Source organism: Streptomyces sp. NPDC051740 (genome assembly GCF_044453165.1).
Classification (GTDB): domain Bacteria; phylum Actinomycetota; class Actinomycetes; order Streptomycetales; family Streptomycetaceae; genus Streptomyces; species Streptomyces atrovirens.
Map to the genome: position 1 here is coordinate 163146 of NZ_JBITCL010000006.1, position 16240 is coordinate 179385.

The 16240-nt window shown below is 70.7% G+C and carries 12 protein-coding genes; 3 read left to right on the forward strand and 9 right to left on the reverse strand.

The window, feature by feature from the left end:
- Window positions 1-10: 10 nt before the first annotated feature.
- Window positions 11-1510: a hopanoid C-3 methylase HpnR gene (gene hpnR, locus ACIA6T_RS12675; protein WP_399446531.1), complete on the reverse strand. Its 1500-nt coding sequence runs from the start codon at window positions 1508-1510 to the stop codon at window positions 11-13.
- A 285-nt stretch (window positions 1511-1795) separates the two neighbouring features.
- Here hpnR and ACIA6T_RS12680 point away from each other — a divergent pair, with 285 nt between their 5' ends.
- From ACIA6T_RS12680 to ACIA6T_RS12690, 3 genes are all read left to right on the forward strand, one after another.
- The gene (locus ACIA6T_RS12680) at window positions 1796-2659 is read left to right on the forward strand and encodes an SDR family NAD(P)-dependent oxidoreductase (RefSeq protein WP_399446660.1); all 864 of its coding nucleotides are present in this window, start codon (window positions 1796-1798) and stop codon (window positions 2657-2659) included.
- 259 nt (window positions 2660-2918) lie between these two features.
- Window positions 2919-4502, forward strand: coding sequence for an acyl-CoA carboxylase subunit beta (locus tag ACIA6T_RS12685; RefSeq protein ID WP_399446532.1), 1584 nt, complete (start codon window positions 2919-2921; stop codon window positions 4500-4502).
- Between the two features lie 14 nt (window positions 4503-4516).
- Window positions 4517-4705, forward strand: coding sequence for an acyl-CoA carboxylase subunit epsilon (locus tag ACIA6T_RS12690; protein ID WP_399446533.1), 189 nt, complete (start codon window positions 4517-4519; stop codon window positions 4703-4705).
- Between the two features lie 384 nt (window positions 4706-5089).
- Here the strand turns inward: ACIA6T_RS12690 and ACIA6T_RS12695 are convergent, their stop codons facing one another.
- The 8 genes from ACIA6T_RS12695 to ACIA6T_RS12730 form a co-directional block, all read right to left on the reverse strand.
- Window positions 5090-5671, reverse strand: coding sequence for an ATP/GTP-binding protein (locus ACIA6T_RS12695; protein WP_391793890.1), 582 nt, complete (start codon window positions 5669-5671; stop codon window positions 5090-5092).
- Window positions 5652-6224 carry a DUF742 domain-containing protein gene (locus ACIA6T_RS12700; protein ID WP_399446534.1) on the reverse strand — a complete coding sequence of 191 codons (573 nt, stop codon included), beginning with the start codon at window positions 6222-6224 and terminating at the stop codon, window positions 5652-5654. Before ACIA6T_RS12700 ends, ACIA6T_RS12695 begins: the two co-directional genes overlap by 20 nt.
- 94 nt (window positions 6225-6318) lie before the next feature.
- The gene (locus ACIA6T_RS12705) at window positions 6319-6732 is read right to left on the reverse strand and encodes a roadblock/LC7 domain-containing protein (RefSeq protein WP_004983065.1); all 414 of its coding nucleotides are present in this window, start codon (window positions 6730-6732) and stop codon (window positions 6319-6321) included.
- Window positions 6733-6742: 10 nt separating this feature from the next.
- On the reverse strand, window positions 6743-9955 hold the full coding sequence (locus tag ACIA6T_RS12710) for a nitrate- and nitrite sensing domain-containing protein (protein ID WP_399446535.1): 3213 nt from the start codon (window positions 9953-9955) through the stop codon (window positions 6743-6745).
- A gap of 376 nt (window positions 9956-10331) precedes the next feature.
- Window positions 10332-10922, reverse strand: coding sequence for a GTP-binding protein (locus ACIA6T_RS12715; RefSeq protein ID WP_399446536.1), 591 nt, complete (start codon window positions 10920-10922; stop codon window positions 10332-10334).
- The gene (locus tag ACIA6T_RS12720; protein ID WP_004924977.1) at window positions 10903-11298 is read right to left on the reverse strand and encodes a DUF742 domain-containing protein; all 396 of its coding nucleotides are present in this window, start codon (window positions 11296-11298) and stop codon (window positions 10903-10905) included. Before ACIA6T_RS12720 ends, ACIA6T_RS12715 begins: the two co-directional genes overlap by 20 nt.
- Window positions 11299-11409: 111 nt before the next feature.
- Entirely contained in the window at window positions 11410-11823 is a 414-nt protein-coding gene (locus tag ACIA6T_RS12725; protein WP_003973453.1) for a roadblock/LC7 domain-containing protein, read from the reverse strand.
- Window positions 11824-11832: 9 nt separating this feature from the next.
- Window positions 11833-15663 (reverse strand): nitrate- and nitrite sensing domain-containing protein, encoded by a 3831-nt coding sequence (locus tag ACIA6T_RS12730; protein ID WP_399446537.1) that lies wholly within the window; start codon window positions 15661-15663, stop codon window positions 11833-11835.
- Between the last annotated feature and the right edge of the window lie 577 nt (window positions 15664-16240).

Sequence of the window (16240 nt, forward strand, 5' to 3'; positions counted from 1 at the left end):
CGGCGGCGGACTAGTCCGGGGTCCGGCCGGTCTGCGCGCCCCGCGTCGCCCCCCGCGTGTGGACGTACAGCTTGCGCCGGTCGCCGATGTCGAGGCGCTGGGGGAGCGGCAGCTCGTGGCGCACCGGCCGCGCGTGGTCGGCGAGTTGCCGGCGCGGGTTGTAGACCTGGTTGAACTTCCACAGCATGCGGGCGAAGTTGGTCTGCCCGTGCAGCAGGTTGCGGCCGAGCACGCGCGCCGCGCCGAACGCCGTGCGCACCCCCAGGTGTTTGCGGTTGATGACCGCCTGGGTGCGCACCAGTTCCTCGTAGAAGCGCTCCAGCGGCAGCGTGGTCGGCACCACCGCGTGCTGGATGTCGAAGAGGCGGTAGTCGCGGGTGGTGAGCCGGCGCGACTCGGTGTGCCAGATCTCCGTACCCGGATACGGCGTCATCACCGTGAAGTGCACGATCTCCGGAACCGCCAGCGCGAACTCGCGCACCACGCGGAAGCGTTCCTCGTCCCAGGCCGGATCCACGATCAGGTTGACAGCGACCTTGATGCCGAGCCGCCGGGCCGTCTCCAGCGCCTTCAGGTTCTCGTCCGGGCTGACCCGCTTGCGGTACAGGTCGAGCCCCTCGGCGTCGATCGCCTCCATGCCGAGGAACATGTAGCGCAGCCCCAGCCGCGCCCACCGCTCGAACACCTCGGGATGGCGCAGCAGGACGTCCGCGCGCGTCTCCAGGTAGTACTTCTTGCGGATGCCGCGCCGCTCCACCTCGGCGGCGATGGCGTTCCCGTGCTCGGGCCGGATGAAGGCCACGTCGTCCACGATGAACACGTTCGGCTCGCGGATCCTCGCCAGGTCCTCCGCCGCCGCCTCGGGCGAGGCCTTGCGGTAGCTGCGGCCGTAGAACGTCCACGCCGAGCAGAACGAGCAGTCCCAGGGGCAGCCGCGGGTGAACTCGATGGACGCGCACGGGTCGAGCTCACCGATGAAGTAGCGGCGCCGGTTGCGCATCAGATCGCGGGCCGGGAGCGGTCCGTCGATGCTGTGCAGCATCAGCGGCGCGGGGCCGCGTCCGGCCGCCGTGACGACACCCGGCACGCCCTCCACCCCGCCGTCGCGCACCGCCTCCAGCAGCGGCGCGACCGCCGGTTCCCCCTCCCCGCGGACCACCGCGTCGACCGCGCCCTCCGCCTGTTCGACGACCTCCTCGGCGACGAACGAGACACTGTGCCCGCCGAGGAACACGAAGCAGCCCGGCACCTCCCGCTTCACCCGCGCGGCCAGCGCGATCGCCTCCGGGATGTTCGCCAGGTAGTTGAGCGAGATGCCGAGCGCCTCCGGACGGAAGGACCGCACCTCGTCGCGCAGCCGGTTCACGCCCAGCACCTGGAGGTCGACGACCCGGACCTCGTGACCGGCCTCGCGGGCGGCGCCGGCCACCCGCTCCAGGCCCAGCGGTTCGAGCCGGAGGAAGATCTCGGAGTACATCAGGGCGCTGGGGTGGACGAGCAGCAGACGCATGGGGACCTCGCCACGGGGTGGGACGGACCGGGTACGGAAGGGTGTCCCCTTCGTATCCCGGCACACGAGGCCGCGTACCCGCCATACGCCCGCCTGGCCGCACCCCGCGGCCCGCAGGAGTGGTCCTGCGGCGCGGCGCGCCGGCCCCCGTGAGGCCCGGACGCCGCCCGCAGGCAGAGGCGGGAGCGGGCCGGGCGGACGGGATCCAGCGCTGGCGGGGTGCACCGGAGTGGGGGTGTCCTGGATGCCGAGGACCCGCAGCGACAGCGCATGGGAGACCGACTCGTGACCACCACCGGCTCCGGTTCCACCTACGACCCCCCGGCGGACCCCGCACACGGTGCCGCCCGTGCCGCGGCCTCCGCCCCGGCGGCGGTGCGCGGCCACGGGCCGCCGCCGCGCACCGGCCGGCGCGTCGCCCTCGTCACCGGCGCCTCCTCGGGCATCGGCGCGGCCACCGCGCGGCGCTTCGCCGCCGGGGGCTGGCAGCTGCTGCTCAGCGGCCGGGACCGGCGGCGGCTGGAGGAGACGGCGTCCGGCACCTCGGCGGTCCTGCTGCCCGCCGACCTCGCCGCGCCGGACGGGGCGAAGATGCTGGCACAGGCCGCGCTGCGGGAGACCGGACGCATCGACGTGCTGGTCGCCGGGGCCGGCATCGGCTGGGCCGGGCCCTTCCTGACCATGCCGCACACCGACATCGACCGGGTGCTGTTCCTGGACCTCAACGCGACGCTGCACCTCGTACGGGAGGTGCTGCCCGCGATGGTGGCGGCCGGCGGCGGCCGGGTGGTGCTCGTCGGCTCGGTGGCCGGCTCGGTCGGCGTACGGGAGGAGGCGGTGTACTCCGCCGCCAAGGCCGGGCTCGCCACGTTCGCCGAGGCGCTCCGCCAGGAACTGCGCGGTACGGGTGTGGGGGTGACCCTCATCGTGCCCGGCCCCGTGGAGACGGGCTTCTTCGCCCGCCGCGGCACGCCGTACCACCGCTCCCACCCGCGCCCCACCTCGGCCGGCCGGGTCGCGGCCGCCGTCTGGAACGCCGTCTCCCAAGGCCGCGACGACACCTACGTCCCCGCCTGGCTCGCCCTCCCCTCCCGGGTGCGCGCCCTCACCCCCGGCCTCTACCGCAGGCTCCTCGACCGCTTCGGCTGAGACCCCGGCGGGGAGCGGAAAACCGCCACCGTTACGCTCCGGATGAGCGGACCGACCCGAACGGGTGCATGCGCCTCACATGAATGTGAGGTGACTCTCAGAGGAGTTCTTTGTGCGACCCCTACAAGGGGAACGCCCTCTGAGCAGTCGGAACGGCTGCATGCCGCCGGGGTTCTGTTCAGGGGTACCAGGAAAACACCCCGGAGACTGTGAGGAGTCGACGGCTCGCATTTCCGGGTCGGCTTCGTAAGGTCACTACATGACCGTTTTGGATGAGGCGCCGGGTGAGCCGACCGACGCGCGCGGACGCGTGGCCGAACTGCACGGGATCCGTGCCCAGGCACTGGCCGGCCCGAGCGAGAAGGCGACCGCGGCGCAGCACGCCAAGGGCAAGCTGACCGCGCGGGAGCGCATCGAACTGCTGCTGGACCCGGGGTCCTTCCGCGAGGTCGAGCAGTTGCGCCGGCACCGGGCCACCGGCTTCGGTCTGGAGGAGAAGAAGCCGTACACGGACGGTGTGATCACCGGCTGGGGCACGGTGGAAGGCCGTACGGTCTTCGTCTACGCCCATGACTTCCGGATCTTCGGCGGCGCGCTGGGCGAGGCCCACGCCACCAAGATCCACAAGATCATGGACATGGCCATCGCGGCCGGTGCGCCGCTGGTCTCCCTGAACGACGGCGCCGGCGCCCGCATCCAGGAAGGTGTCTCCGCCCTCGCCGGGTACGGCGGCATCTTCCAGCGCAACACCAAGGCGTCCGGCGTCATCCCGCAGATCAGCGTGATGCTCGGCCCCTGCGCGGGCGGCGCGGCCTACAGCCCCGCCCTCACCGACTTCGTCTTCATGGTCCGCGACACCTCGCAGATGTTCATCACCGGGCCGGACGTCGTCAAGGCGGTCACCGGCGAGGAGATCACCCAGAACGGCCTGGGCGGCGCGGACGTGCACGCCGAGACCTCCGGTGTCTGCCACTTCGCCTACGACGACGAGGAGACGTGCATCCACGAGGTGCGCTACCTCCTCTCCCTGCTCCCGCAGAACAACCGGGAGAACCCGCCGCGCGTGGAGTGCGCCGACGACGCGGACCGCCGCAGCGACGTCCTCCTCGACCTGGTCCCCGCCGACGGCAACCGGCCGTACGACATGGCCAAGGTCATCGAGGAGATCGTCGACGACGGTGAGTACCTGGAGGTCCACGAGCGCTGGGCGCGCAACATCATCTGCGCCCTGGCCCGGATGGACGGTCAGGTCGTCGGCATCGTCGCCAACCAGCCGCAGTCGCTGGCGGGCGTGCTGGACATCGAGGCGTCCGAGAAGGCCGCCCGCTTCGTCCAGATGTGCGACGCCTTCAACATCCCGATCCTCACCTTCCTGGACGTCCCCGGCTTCCTCCCGGGCGTCGACCAGGAACACGGCGGCATCATCCGCCACGGCGCGAAGCTGCTGTACGCGTACTGCAACGCCACCGTGCCGCGGATCTCGCTGATCCTGCGCAAGGCGTACGGCGGTGCGTACATCGTCATGGACAGCCAGTCCATCGGCGCCGACCTCACGTACGCCTGGCCGACGAACGAGATCGCCGTGATGGGCGCGGAGGGGGCGGCCAACGTCATCTTCCGGCGTCAGATCGCCGAGGCCGAGGACCCCGACGCCATGCGGGCGCGCATGGTCAAGGAGTACAAGTCCGAGCTGATGCACCCGTACTACGCCGCCGAGCGCGGTCTGGTCGACGACGTGATCGACCCGGCCGAAACCCGTGAGGTGCTGATCCGTTCGCTGGCGATGCTGCAGACCAAGCACGCCGATCTGCCGTCCCGCAAGCACGGCAACCCGCCGCAGTAAGGGAGACGCACGCCATGAGCACACCTGACATCCGCGTCGAGAAGGGGCATGCCGGGCCGGAGGAGGTCGCCGCGATCACGGCGATCCTGCTCGCCAGGGCTGCCGCCCAGCCGGCGGCTCCGGCCCACCTGGGCCGGGCGAGGGCCGGCTGGCGCCGCCTGGAACGCGAACCGGGCTTCCGAGCCCCCCACAGCTGGCGCTGACACCGAGAAGGGCCCCTCCACAAAAGGAGGGGCCCTTCTCGCACTCCGTTCGGGGCGATGCCCCCAGGGGGTGGGGCTGTACCGATATGCGGCTCCGCCGCGCGGGCGCGACAAGCCACGGGCTACTCGCACTCGGCATACGCCAGCAGCCCCCAGGGGCGCGGGGCTGTACCGACATTCGGCTCCGCCGCGCGGGCGCGACAAGCCCCCACCCACCCGCACCCGGCATGCAACAGCCCCCGGCAGCCCAGTGGCCGCAGGGGGCGTTGCGCTGCTCGGCGCTGACGAGGTGCAGCCTGCGCCCACCCGTGCCGCCCTGGGGGTACCTCCCAGGCCCTTTAGGCACTGGGGGAGGCACGACTGCCCGCAGGCTGCGGCGTTCTTCTAGCGGAGGCGGGCCATCAGGGCGTGTTCCACCAGGGTGATCAGGGCCGACTTCGCGTCGGCGCGGTGGCGGGCGTCGGTGGTGATGATCGGGGTGTCGGGCCCGATCTGGAGCGCCTCCCGCACCTCTTCCGGCTGGTACGGCTGCTGGCCGTCGAAGCCGTTGAGGGCGATCACGAAAGGCAGTCCGCTGTTCTCGAAGTAGTCCACCGCGGGGAAGCAGTCGGCGAGCCTCCTCGTGTCAACGAGGACGATCGCGCCGATGGCGCCGCGCACCAGGTCGTCCCACATGAACCAGAAGCGGTCCTGGCCGGGCGTACCGAAGAGGTACAGGATCAGGTCCTGGTCCAGGGTGATGCGGCCGAAGTCCATGGCGACCGTGGTGGTGGTCTTGTCCCCGGTGTGGGTGAGGTCGTCGATGCCTGCCGAAGCAGACGTCATGACGGCCTCCGTGCGCAGCGGGTTGATCTCCGAAACGGCCCCGACGAACGTGGTCTTGCCCACGCCGAAGCCACCCGCCACCACGATCTTCGCCGAGGTGGTGGAGCGGGAAGGACCGCCGCTAGAGCTTGCGAAGTCCACTGAGCACCCTTTCGAGCAGTGTCACGTCTGGCTGGCCGCCGGCGCTCTCGTCGCCGCCGGGCTGATGGATGGCGACCAGTCCCGCCTCCGCCAAGTCGGCGACGAGGATCCTGGCCACACCGAGAGGGATGGTCAGCAGGGCCGAGATCTCGGCCACCGACTTGATCTCCCGGCAGAGGGTGCAGATCCGCTGATGCTCGGGCAGCTGGCCCTGCATCTGGTGCGGCTGCGCGGTGGTGTGCACCAGCGCCTCGATGGCGAGCTGGTACCGCGGCCTGGTGCGGCCGCCCGTCATCGCGTACGGGCGCACCAGGGGATTGTTCGACGCCCCGGCGGGCGCCGGCTCGGGTGCCCGGCGTTGCGGCTGCACCGGCTGGATGTGCGGGGTGTGCGGCTGGTCGTACGGCGAAGGGCCGGGGCCCTGCGGCGCGTACGGCTGGCCGTGGTGTGGCGCGGAGGGGTATCCGTACCGGTTCTGGGAACCGTCGTTCTGGCCCTGGGCAGGACCGTACGACCAGTTGCCCGCGGATGAACCGTCTGGGGGTGTTGCCACTTTCTCCTCCTCCGACTGTGCCTGGCACCCATCACTGTGGAGCCGCGTCCCGAAACCTTAAGGCCCCGGGACGCCAAAACGCACCGTCTGTCCTCTAGTTGAGAAGGCTCCCCTGGAGCTCCGCTCGAAGATCCGGCGTCAGGACCGTACCGGCTCGGTCGACCAGAAGGGCCATCTCGTACCCAATGAGGCCGATGTCCGCCTCGGGATGTGCGAGAACCGCGAGCGACGAACCATCGGAAATGGACATGATGAACAGGAATCCCCGCTCCATCTCCACAACCGTCTGGTTCACGCTGCCGCCCTCGAAGATCCGGGAGGCGCCTGCCGTCAGAGACGTCAGACCGGAGGCGACGGCCGCGAGCTGGTCGGCGCGGTCGCGCGGAAAGCCTTCGGACATCGCCAGAAGGAGTCCGTCGGCGGAGACCACCACCGTGTGGGACACCCCCGGGGTGTTGTCCACGAAGTTGGTGATCAACCAGTTCAGGTTCTGTGCCGCCTGGCTCATCGGGCTCACACTAACGCTCCTGGTTGTAGGTGCTGTCAGAACCGAAGCCCTGACCGTTCGTTTCACTGCCCGCGCTGCGGCCCTTTTGGACACCGCGACGCAGGTTGCTCAGCCTGCCCCGGACGTCTTCCGGGGCGCGGGAGACCTGGGGGCCTCCCTGGGGGGTGGTTTCGGCGGCTCCCTGGACCAGGTTGGCCTTGGGGACTCGCCGCGGCAGACCGGAGGAGGTCACTCCGCCGGCCTTGGGCTTCCGGAGCGACGATGCCTGCTGCCAGCGCTCGTCGTTCGCCGAACGCCAGCCGTTGTCGCCGTCACTCTCCGGAGTGGAAGCCGGCGGCTCCTGGTCCGCACGCCGCGCGCCGCCCGAGCCGTTCGCGCCGCCCGCGGTGGATCCGCGGCGGGGAAGCCCGGCGTCGGTCAACGGGTGGACGTCGGAGACAGCCGGTCCCGGACGGTCGAAGCCTACGCTGTCCTGCTCACGTGCGTCAGCGGCCTGCGTATTTTCCGGTTCCGGGGCCTGAGCAGGGTACTGGTCCGGGTAGCCGTTGTGGTAACCGCCCTGCTGCGGCCAGTCGTCCTGGGCCGGCTCCGCGTAGGAGGCGTCCGGGTAGCCGCCGTTGGACGAGAAGGCGTCGTTCTGCGCCGGCCCGCCGTTCGGCGCGTAGAACCCCTCGCCGTACGCCTGCTGCTGCGGCTCCTCGTACGCCGTCCGCTGCCCGTTGTCGTACGCCTGCTGGTCGTACCCGGCGGTCTGCTGCTCCTGGTAGCCGCCGTCGAAGCCCTGGCCGTTGTCCTGGTAGCCCTGGCCGTTGTCGTAGCCCTGCGGGGCGGCGAATCCGTCCGGGTGGGCGGGCGCCTCGGGGCCCACCTGGGCGTTCGCGGCGGCCGACTCGGGCTGCGCCTGGGACTCCAGGGCCGCCCGGCGCTCCTCGCGCATCAGGGAACGGCCGACCGGGTCCAGGTCGCGGATGTCGTCCGGGACCTCGTAGCGGCTGTCGTCGAAGCCCAGTTCCGCGGCGGTGCGCAGCGGCTGCCGGCCGAAGTCCTCACCCGGGAAGTTCTGCTCCGGGATGATCTGCGAGACCGTGAACTCGTCGCGGTTCGGCTGCTGATCGCCGCCACCACCGTGGGTGATCGCGTCCGGCAGCATGACCAGCGAGGTGGTGCCGGCCTGCTCGCCCGAGGGGCGCAGCTGGACCCGGATGCCGTGCCGGTCGGACAGCCGGCCGACCACGAACAGGCCCATGCGCTGCGAGATCGCGGCGTCCACGGTCGGCGGGTTGGCCAGCTTGTGGTTGATGTCGGCGAAGTCCTCGGCGGTGAGGCCGATGCCCTTGTCGTGGATCTCGACCATCACGCGGCCGTCGGGGAGACGGGTCGCGGTGACGCGGACCTTGGTCTGGGGTGAGGAGAACGTGGTGGCGTTCTCAAGGAGCTCGGCGAGCAGGTGCACGAGGTCGGTCACCGCGCGGCCGTGGATCTCGGCCTCGGGGACACCGGACAGCTCGATGCGCTCGTACTGCTCCACCTCGGAGGAGGCGGCGCGCAACACGTCGACCAGCGGCACCGGCTGGTCCCAGCGGCGGCCGGGCTCCTCGCCGGCGAGGACCAGGAGGTTCTCGCCGTTGCGGCGCATACGGGTCGCGAGGTGGTCCAGGCGGAAGAGGTTCTCCAGCTGGTCCGGGTCGGCCTCGTTGTTCTCCAGGTCGGTGATCAGGGTCAGCTGGCCCTCGATCAGCGACTGGTTGCGGCGCGACAGGTTGGTGAAGATCGCGTTGATGTTGCCCCGCAGCAGGGCCTGCTCGGCGGCGAGCCGGACGGCCTCGCGGTGGACCTGGTCGAAGGCGCGGGCGACCTCGCCGATCTCGTCGGTGGTGGAGATCGGGATCGGCGCGACCTTGGTGTCGACCCGGCCGGGATCGGTACGGGAGAGCTGGTCGACCAGCATCGGCAGGCGCTGCTCGGCGATGCCGAAGGCGGCGTTGCGCAGCTGGCGCATGGAGCGGCTCATCTGGCGGGCCACCATGCCGGCCAGGATGAACGCGGCGAGCAGGGCGATGACGACGGCGGCACCGGTGATGAGGGCGTCGCGCTGGGCGTCGTCGGCGATCTGGGAGGCCTCGCTCACCGCGCTGTCGGTGAGGTCGGACTCGATCTCGCGGTAACCGTCGAACTTGAGGGTGTTCACGGCCCACCAGTTGGCGGGGGTGATGCCCTGGGCGGCGAGTTCGGCACGGTCGGAGGCGTCCGTGGAGGGGAGCCGGCCCAGCTCGGAGATCATCGTCTCCGTCTTCGCGGGCGGCGCCACGTAGTCCGGGTCGCTCTGCTTGGCCTCCCGGGCCATGGTCGTGCCCTCGGCCTGGATCCGCTGCGCCGTCTGCTCCAGCTTCTCCACATCGGCCTCGGTGCCACCGCCCCGGTACTCCTCGATGGCGATGCGCTCGAGGTAGGCGTACGAGGAGAGGGCCACGCGCTGGCTGGCGAGCTGGCTGTCGGTCGGGCCGGGCTTCACCAGCATGTGCATGCCGATGGAACGCTCCAGCGACAGGGCCGACTTGGTCAGCGAGATCGCGTAGACCGTACGTCCGTAGCTGGTGATGTTGCCGGTGCCGAGACCGAGGTCGTTGGCGAACTCCATCAGGGGGTGGGCGACGGCGACGTAGCCCTCCTCGGTCGCGACACCCTTGAGCTTGGAGGTGTACGCCGCGGCGCGCAGCGCGGTCAGCTGGGGCTCGGCCTCGCGGAACAGTTCCATCCGGCGCTTCAGGCCGGGCTTGTCCGGCATGCTCAGCGCGGCCTCGTCGAAGGCGTCGGCGGCCTTGTCGGTCGCGGCGCGTGCCTTGGTGACGTCCGGGTCGTCCTCGCCCTTGCCCTGCAGCAGGGGGACCGCGGTGACGTCCCGCTCGTTGTAGAGGGCGTTGGCGTAGGTGAGGGAGGCCTGCACCAGACGCGCGGTGTTCTCCGCGTCCTCGGCGTCGTTCCAGGTGTCGATCGAGCCCTTCACCTGGAAGCCGCCCATGACCAGACCGACCAGCACGGGTATGAGCAGGATCGCGTTCAGTCGGGTCGTCACGCGCCAGTTGCGCGGGGAAAGGCGGCCTCCGCTCTTGGCGGGCGCGACCGTCGGTTCGGGACCGGGCACGGGGGCGGGCGCCGCTGTGCGCGGCGGCGGCGTGAAGTTGCCCCGGGCCGACGGCTCGGGACTGTTCTTGCTTCGCCTCACTCGACCAACAACCTCTCGGCGGTCGGCACCATCGTTGTGCCGCTGTGTCTCAGAGCCCGGTGTGCCATCGACTGTGGAGTACGTCTTTGACTATTGGGCAGTTCAGGCATTCCAGCATGCCGACCAGGGCTCTTCCAAACACTGGAAGGCGAGGAATCCGAGTGATGTAAGTCCCAGATAAAACGGTCAAACAGAGCGAGCGCCTGCAAAAGGCGGTTCGTTCGTGCGCGCAGCGGTACCGCGCGACCGCGTCGCGTGTCGGCCTCCCTCGATTCCTCTGCCGAAACGTTATGAACACCGAGGCCGGCCGTGTCAAAGGACACAGCCGGCTCCGGGGCGTCTACGACAACTGCCGTATGTCGCTTCTTTTCTGGCTCTACCTGAGACGCGCCATGAGAGCGTGCTCGACCAATGTGATCAGCGCACTCTTCGCATCCGCGCGGTGGCGGGCGTCGGTGGTGATGATCGGGGTGTCGGGCCCGATCTGGAGCGCCTCGCGCACCTCTTCCGGCTGGTAGGGCTGCTGTCCGTCGAACCCGTTGAGGGCGACCACGAAGGGCAGTCCGCTGTTCTCGAAGTAGTCCACCGCGGGGAAGCAGTCCGCCAGCCGGCGGGTGTCCACCAGGACCACCGCGCCGATGGCGCCGCGCACCAGGTCGTCCCACATGAACCAGAAGCGGTCCTGACCGGGCGTACCGAAGAGGTACAGGATCAGGTCCTGGTCCAGGGTGATGCGGCCGAAGTCCATGGCCACCGTGGTGGTGGTCTTGCCCCCGGTGTGGGTGAGGTCGTCGATGCCCGCCGAGGCGGACGTCATGACGGCCTCCGTACGCAGCGGGTTGATCTCCGAGACGGCGCCGACGAACGTGGTCTTGCCCACGCCGAAGCCGCCCGCCACCACGATCTTCGCGGACGTGGTGGCACGGTTGTCGGAGACCGCCCCGCCGTTAGAGCTTGCGAAGTCCACTGAGCACCCTTTCGAGCAGTGTCACATCGGGGGCGCCGGTCGTCTCGTCGCCGCCCGGCTGGTGCACGGCGACGAGACCCGCCTCCGCCAAGTCGGCCACCAGGATCCGGGCAACACCCAGTGGCATGTTGAGCAGCGCCGAGACCTCGGCGACCGACTTCACCTCACGGCACAGATGGCAGATGCGCTGGTGCTCCGGAAGGAGTCCCATGAGCGCTGCCGGATCGGCCGTCGTACTGATCAGTGCCTCGATGGCCAGCTGATAACGCGGCCTGGTCCGGCCGCCTGTCATCGCATACGGACGCACCAGCGGCTGGTCGCCCTCGTCCTCGTACGGCTCCGCGTACGGATCATGAGAGGCGGTGGGCGGGGTCATGGGTCCTCCGGGCGGGACAGCAAGTCGGTCAGTCAAGCCGTCTGACGGGGCCGGTGGGGGGAATGTGGCGGCCGGACGGTGATTTGGTGAGACGGGTGGTGCCGGGGCCGATCAGTGGAGCAGACTTCCTTGTAGCTCGGCGCGGAGGTCCGGGGTGAGGACCGCTCCCGCACGGTCGACCAGGAGCGCCATCTCGTAGCCGACGAGGCCGATGTCGCACTCGGGGTGCGCGAGAACGGCCAGGGACGAGCCGTCCGAGACAGACATGAGGAAGAGGAATCCCCGCTCCATCTCGACGACCGTCTGGGCCACGTTGCCGCCTTCGAAGATCCGGGAGGCGCCGGCCGTCAGGGAGGTCAGTCCCGAAGCGACGGCCGCGAGCTGGTCCGCGCGGTCGCGCGGGAACCCCTCGGACATCGCCAGCAGAAGACCGTCGGCGGACACGACGACGGTGTGGGACACCCCGGGGGTGTTGTCCACGAAGTTGGTGATCAACCAGTTGAGGTTCTGTGCCGCCTGGCTCATCGGGCTCAACTAACGCTCCTGCTGGTGAGTGGGGTTCGGGAAGCTGCCGGTCTGGGTGGTACCGGCCTGACGACCCTGTGCGATACCCCGACGGAGATTGGTCAGCCGGCCGCGCACGTCATCGGGGGCGCGCGAGACCTGAGGACCGCTCTGGTGCTGTTGCTGCTGAGCCGTACCCGGGACGAGGTTCGCCTTGGGTACCCGGCGCGGCAGGCCGGAGGTGGTGACGCCGCCCGCGGCCGGCTGCCGGACGCGTTCGGCCTGCCGGACCAGCTCGTCGTTGGGCGAGCTGCGCCAGGCGGTGGAAGCGGACCGCTGCGGACCGGTGGGGGCCTGCGGCTGCTGGGACTGCTGGTGCTGTTGCGGCTGCTGGGGTGCCGGAGCCGAGCCGTTGCCCTGCTCCTGCCCGCCGCCACCGTGGAACCAGTTGGTCTCCAGCGTGTCGTACAGCGGCGTACGGCCGTCGCCAGGACCGGACGCGGGCGGCAGCGCCCACGCGTCGGACACCGCGCGCCCGTCGGGCCGCTGCGCGGCACCGCCGTTGCCCTGCTGCTCCGGACGCTGCTGCGGGGCCGGCGGACGCGGGGCGACCGGGCCGGCTCCGTGCGCGCCGTTCGGCTGCGGACGCTCGTACTGGCCGGTGACGGCCGGGTCGGCGGCGTTCGGACGCTCCGGGAGGGAGTGACGGCCCGTGGCACCGTTGTCCTGGCCCGGCATCTGGAACTGGCCGGTGGAGCCGTTGTCGTAGCCCTGCGGGACGGGGAACTGGCCCGTCGCGGCCGGGTTCTGCCCGCCCGGACCGCCCTGCGGGGCGCCGAAGATGTCACCGCGGAGGAACGGACCCGTGTTCTGGGCACCGTTCGCGTCGGGCTGGGCGTACTGGCCGGTGCTCTGGCCACCGTTCGCGTCGGGCTGGGCGTACTGGCCGCCGTTCGCGCCGGGCTGGGCGTACTGGCCCGTGTTCTGCGGGGCGTCGGCACCGGGGGTGCCGTAGGCGGGCGCGCCGGGGTTCTGACGCTCGTCGAACCGGGGCATCTCCGCCGTCGCACCCGGGCCCTGCCGGTCGTCGAACCGGGGCATGGCCGAGGTCCGGGCGGCGTCCGGCTCCTCGTGACCGCGCGGGGCGTCCAGCGAGGCGCGCGGCACCGGCGGCTGGGCGTTCTCGTCGCTCCAGCTGGGCACGCGCGGCTGCTGGTCACCGCCGGGCAGCTCCGGGCGCGCACCGCCGCGCGGCGGCAGCTGCGGACGACGGGAGCGCTCGGGCTTTCCGTTGCCGCGCTGCGGCGGCACCTGGCCGCGGCCGCCACCGAAGGCGTCCTGGTCCTGCTGTCCGTTCGGGCCCGCGGCCTGCATGCCCTGCGGGGCACCGGGCGCCTGGCCGCCGAAACCGGCCGGAGCCGGACGGCTCTGCGGAGCCGCACCGGGGGCGCCCCGGTCGAACAGCGACGGCGTGGAGTTGGCCGGCTGGCCCTGCGGCCCCCGCGCTCCGTCGGGCCGGCCCGCGCCGTCCCGTCCGGGCAGCGCGGCCCGCGGGCCCTGACCGGCACCGAGCCGGCCACCGCCGGACGCGCCGGCACCGAGAGCACCGCCCGCGGACTGACCGGCACCGGCGGCACGCCGTGCGGCCGCGGCACCCGCGGCGGCCTGCGCGGCGGCGGGGCCACCGCCGCCCGCGCCCGGCTGACCCGGCTTGCCCTGCGGCTTCTTGCCGCCCTGGGCGACGTCCACGGGCAGCATGACCAGCGCGGTCGTACCACCGGAGTCGGACGGACGGAGCTGGATGCGGATGCCGTGGCGCTGCGACAGCCGGCCGACCACGAACAGACCCATGCGGCGGGAGACGGAGACGTCCACGGTGGGCGGCGCGGCGAGCCGCTCGTTGATCGCCGCCAGGTCCTCCGGCGACAGACCGATACCGGTGTCGTGGATCTCGATCAGCACCCGGCCGTCGGGCAGCGCGTGACCGGTGACCTTGACCTTGGTCTGCGGCGAGGAGAACGAGGTCGCGTTCTCCAGCAGCTCGGCGAGCAGGTGCACGAGGTCGTTGACCACGCGGCCGGCCACTTCGGTGCTCGGCACGGAGGCCAGCTCGATGCGCTCGTACTGCTCCACCTCGGACGCGGCGGCACGGAGCACGTCGACCAGCGGGACCGGACGGGTCCACCGGCGGCCGGGCTCCTCACCCGCGAGGACGAGGAGGTTCTCACCGTTACGGCGCATACGCGTGGCGAGGTGGTCCAGCTTGAACAGCGAGGAGAGCTGGTCCGGGTCGGCCTCGCGGGACTCCAGCTCGGAGATCAGCGACAGCTGGCGCTGGATCAGACCCTGGGAACGGCGCGAGAGGTTGGTGAACATCGCGTTGACGTTGCCCCGCAGCAGGGCCTGCTCGGCGGCGAGGCGGACCGCCTCGCGGTGCACGTCGTCGAAGGCCGCGGCCACCTTGCCGATCTCGTCCCGGGAGTGCACACCGACCGACTCCACGGAGGTGTCGACGTCCTGCGGGTCGGACTCGGAGAGCTGCTTGACCAGCTCGGGCAGGCGTTCCTGGGCGACCTTGGTGGCGGTGTCCTCCAGCCGGCGCAGCGAGCGGATCATGGAGCGGGCCACGACGAAGGCGCCGACCAGCGACACACCGAGCACGAGCAGGATCAGCACACCGGAGACGATCGCGTCGCGCTCGGTGGCGCTGCGCAGCTCACGGGCCTGCTGTTCCATGTCCTCGAGCAGCGTGAGCTCGATGTTCTTCATCTGCTGGATCTTGGTGGAGCTGTCGTCCAGCCAGTCGCGGTAGGACCGCTCGCCCACCGACGTGAGGCCGAACTCCGAGGCCAGGGCACGCCCGGCGTACTCGTCGGTGGCCTTGATCGTGCTGTTGCCCTCCTCGATCGGCAGCAGCAGCTCGGTGGCGGCGACATCGCCGTAGATGCTCTTGAAGCTGCGGAGCTCGGACTTCTGGCTCGCCAGCGCGGACTCGGCGTAGAGCCGGTCGTTGTCGGAGAGCTCGCCCTTGGTGGTGTTGCTGGCGGGCAGCGCCGCGGCGAGGACCGCGCGCTGGATCGACGCGTACTCCTTGGCGGAGGAGAAGGACGCCAGGGCACGGGTGCGCTGGATCATCTCGGGGTTGCTGGTCGCCTCCGCCATGTCCTGCGAGAGCTCGACCAGCTTCTCGATCAGACGGTGGTAACCCTCGACGGTCTGCGTGGAGTTCCGCTCCGACTGGTACGCCGTGTTGCGGATCTTCTCGAGTTCGCCCAGTTCACCGGCGAGCTGCACCAGGTTGTCGCGGACGCCCTTGAGGTTGCCGTCCTTGCTGGCGTCGTCGATCTCCTCGGAGCTGTCGATGAAGAGGTTGCGCGCCCGGTCGGTCTTCTCGCGGTAACCCTTGACCGAGAAGTCGGTGGCCTTGCCGCCGTGCGCCAGCGGGCCGGCCGACTGGTCGCGCTCCTCCTGGAGCGCGTGGGCCAGTTCGGTGGCCTGCTTGGTCATGTCCGTCAGCAGCTTCATGTTGTCGAGCTGCTGGATGTCGTCCAACGACTGGTTGATACGCAGCGCGCCCAGCGAGGTGGCCGCGACCACCGGGAGGGCGAGCAGCGACACCAGACGGGTCGAGATCCGCCAGTTCCGCAGGGCTATTCGCGGCCCCGGGCCGGTCGGACCCTTCGGGGTGGCCGGCGCCGGGCTCGACGCGGCGGCGCCGGTGCCTTCGCCGCCGTTCCCGGCCGCGTCCGGGCCCTGGTTCCGGGCGTGCTGGGGCGTGGAGCCGACGGCCTTGGGGCCGGTCCCGCCCTGCGGCTCCGGCTCTGCCGAAGCGCTGCCATCCCTCTTGAAACGTCCCTGCACTAGCGTCGCAACCTCTGAACCAGGCACCCCTCCGCGTGAACGGCGAGGCACGGTGTCGGCGTCATAGGGGCGCCCTGAATACGCCCCGTGGTGGTCGTGAGTGACCGGCGCTGGTTCCCCCTTCTCGCCCGCCACTCGGCGCGTCTGTGCGCCCCCTGTGCACCGGCTCGATCCTGCGGCGGTTCCGTGGAATTCCAGCACAGTGCAGGATCTCCAACAAGGCCCATCGCCTTACAGGTGAGATACGTGACACCACGTGAGTGACGGGTCACCGGGGGTAGAAAGTGATCTCGTCCATAAGGGGCGTATGCCCACGAGTCGACAGGTCGCTCCGGGTGTCCCAGTCGCCATGATCAGGAGCGGAATGGTGGCTTCAGGTGGTGAATGTCCGATTCCACCTCGTCGGGAGACGGGTCGGAATGGGTGGTTTGTCCAGCGATCCGTGAGCAAACTCACACCCTGATCAAGGGCTCCGGCCGAGGTCGGCGGGGAATCGCATGTTTAGCCTGACGCTTTACAGGGATGGCAAAACCGACAACCCGCGCCCTCACCGGGGTCTCCTACCCCCTCCGGGCGC

Excerpts from the sequence above, each read along its gene's own strand:
- ACIA6T_RS12705 (WP_004983065.1), bottom strand. The coding sequence starts at position 6,732 with ATGAGCCAGGCGGCACAGAACCTGAACTGGTTGATCACCAACTTCGTG.
- hpnR (WP_399446531.1), bottom strand. The coding sequence starts at position 1,510 with ATGCGTCTGCTGCTCGTCCACCCCAGCGCCCTGATGTACTCCGAGATC.
- ACIA6T_RS12685 (WP_399446532.1), top strand. The coding sequence starts at position 2,919 with ATGACCGTTTTGGATGAGGCGCCGGGTGAGCCGACCGACGCGCGCGGA.
- ACIA6T_RS12690 (WP_399446533.1), top strand. The coding sequence starts at position 4,517 with ATGAGCACACCTGACATCCGCGTCGAGAAGGGGCATGCCGGGCCGGAG.
- ACIA6T_RS12725 (WP_003973453.1), bottom strand. The coding sequence starts at position 11,823 with ATGAGCCAGGCGGCACAGAACCTCAACTGGTTGATCACCAACTTCGTG.
- ACIA6T_RS12720 (WP_004924977.1), bottom strand. The coding sequence starts at position 11,298 with ATGACCCCGCCCACCGCCTCTCATGATCCGTACGCGGAGCCGTACGAG.